The following is a 1,874-nucleotide window of genomic DNA, read 5'->3' on the forward strand; positions in this document are numbered from 1 at the left end:
TGTTGGGGGAAAAGGAATTTTGCAAAGGTCTCATTCTGTTAATGCCCGCTCCCTGAAAAACCCAAAAGGTCGTCTGAAAACCTTAAACCAAGATTTTCAGACGACCTTTTTTATCTGATACGACAGAGACTTGTCCCATTTAGACAAGCCCGCTGCAACTAAAGCCTACATCCCGCCGTAATTCGGTCCGCTTGCGCCTTCGGGGCAAATCCAAGTGATGTTTTGCGTCGGGTCTTTGATGTCGCACGTTTTGCAGTGGACGCAGTTGGCGGCGTTGATTTGCAGGCGCGGGCTGCCGTTTTCTTCGACGATTTCGTACACCCCGGCCGGACAATAGCGCGTTTCGGGCGAGGCGTATTCTTTGTAATTCACGTCTATCATCGTTTGCGGATTTTTCAGCACCAAATGGTCGGGCTGGTTTTCTTCGTGCGCGAGATTGGCGAGGAAGACGCTGCTTAAGCGGTCGAAGGTCAACACACCGTCGGGTTTCGGATAATCAATCGGCTTGCACGCGGCGGCTTTTTTGAGCTGCTCGTTGTCTTTGCCGTGATGTTTCAAGGTCCACGGGGCCTTGCCTCTGAAAATCATCTGGTCGATGCCGGTATAAAGCGAGCCGAGGTAAACGCCCCATTTGAATGACGGACGGACGTTACGCGCGGCGTAAAGCTCTTGATACAGCCAGCTTTGTTCGAAACGTTGCTGATAATCCGCCGCCTCTTTGCCGCTGTCGAAGCTTTCCACTTCTTCGAGGTTTTCCAACAAGGGGAACACGGCTTCAGCGGCAAGCATGGCGGATTTCATGGCCGTATGGATGCCTTTGATACGCGGCATATTCAGGAAACCCGCCGCATCGCCGATTAAAACGCCACCCTTGAACGAGAGCTTCGGCAGACTTTGCAGACCGCCTTCAATCAGCGAACGCGCGCCGTAAGCGATGCGGCGGCCGCCTTCGAAGGTTTTGCGGATTTCGGGATGGGTTTTGAAACGTTGGAACTCTTCAAACGGTGACAGATAAGGGTTTTGATAGTCCAAACCGACCACGAAACCGACGGCGACTTTGTTGTCGTCGAAATGGTAAACAAACGCGCCGCCGTAGGTTTTGCTGTCCAGCGGCCAGCCCGCGCTGTGTATAACCAGACCTGGCTGATGTTTTTCAGACGACACTTCCCAAATCTCTTTGATGCCCAAGCCGTAAGTTTGCGGCTGGCTGTTTTGGTCGAGTTGGAAACGCTCGATAATTTGCTTGGAAAGTGAACCGCGGCAGCCTTCGGCAAACAGAGTTTGCTGCGCCCAAAGCTCCATGCCTGGCTGGAAACTGTCGGTCGGCTCGCCGTCTTTGCCTACGCCCATATTACCGGTCGCAATGCCTTTGACCGAACCGTCTTCGTAATACAGCACTTCAGCGGCGGCAAAGCCCGGATAGATTTCCACGCCCATATTTTCCGCCTGCTCCGCCAACCAGCGCACGACTTCGCCCAAGCTGACGATGTAGTTGCCATGATTGTCAAAATTGGGGGTAACGGGCAGATTGAACGCTTTTTTCTCGGTCAGGAACAACACTTTGTCCTGCGTTACCGCGCGCGTCAGCGGCGCGCCTTTTTCTTTCCAGTCGGGAATCAGCTCATTCAGCGCAATCGGATCAATGACCGCCCCCGCCAGCGAATGCGCACCCGCCTCAGAACCCTTCTCCACCACGCAAACGCTGATTTCGCGCCCGTTTTTTTCGGCAAGCTGCTTGAGTTTGATGGCGGCGGACAAACCCGACGGGCCTGCGCCGACAATCACGACATCGTACTGCATACTGTCGCGGGTGATGGATTCTGTCATGGTGGTTCCTGTGTATTTATAGTGGATTAACTTTAAATCAGGACAAG

The 1,874-nt window shown here is 53.5% G+C and carries 1 protein-coding gene; it reads right to left on the reverse strand.

The genetic code is table 11. The features are described from left to right. Positions 1–165: 165 nt before the first annotated feature. Positions 166–1,827 carry an electron transfer flavoprotein-ubiquinone oxidoreductase gene (locus HMPREF2726_RS07350; protein ID WP_070602840.1) on the reverse strand — a complete coding sequence of 554 codons (1,662 nt, stop codon included), beginning with the start codon at positions 1,825–1,827 and terminating at the stop codon, positions 166–168. Between the last annotated feature and the right edge of the window lie 47 nt (positions 1,828–1,874).

Source organism: Neisseria sp. HMSC074B07 (assembly GCF_001810355.1).
Lineage (GTDB): Bacteria > Pseudomonadota > Gammaproteobacteria > Burkholderiales > Neisseriaceae > Neisseria.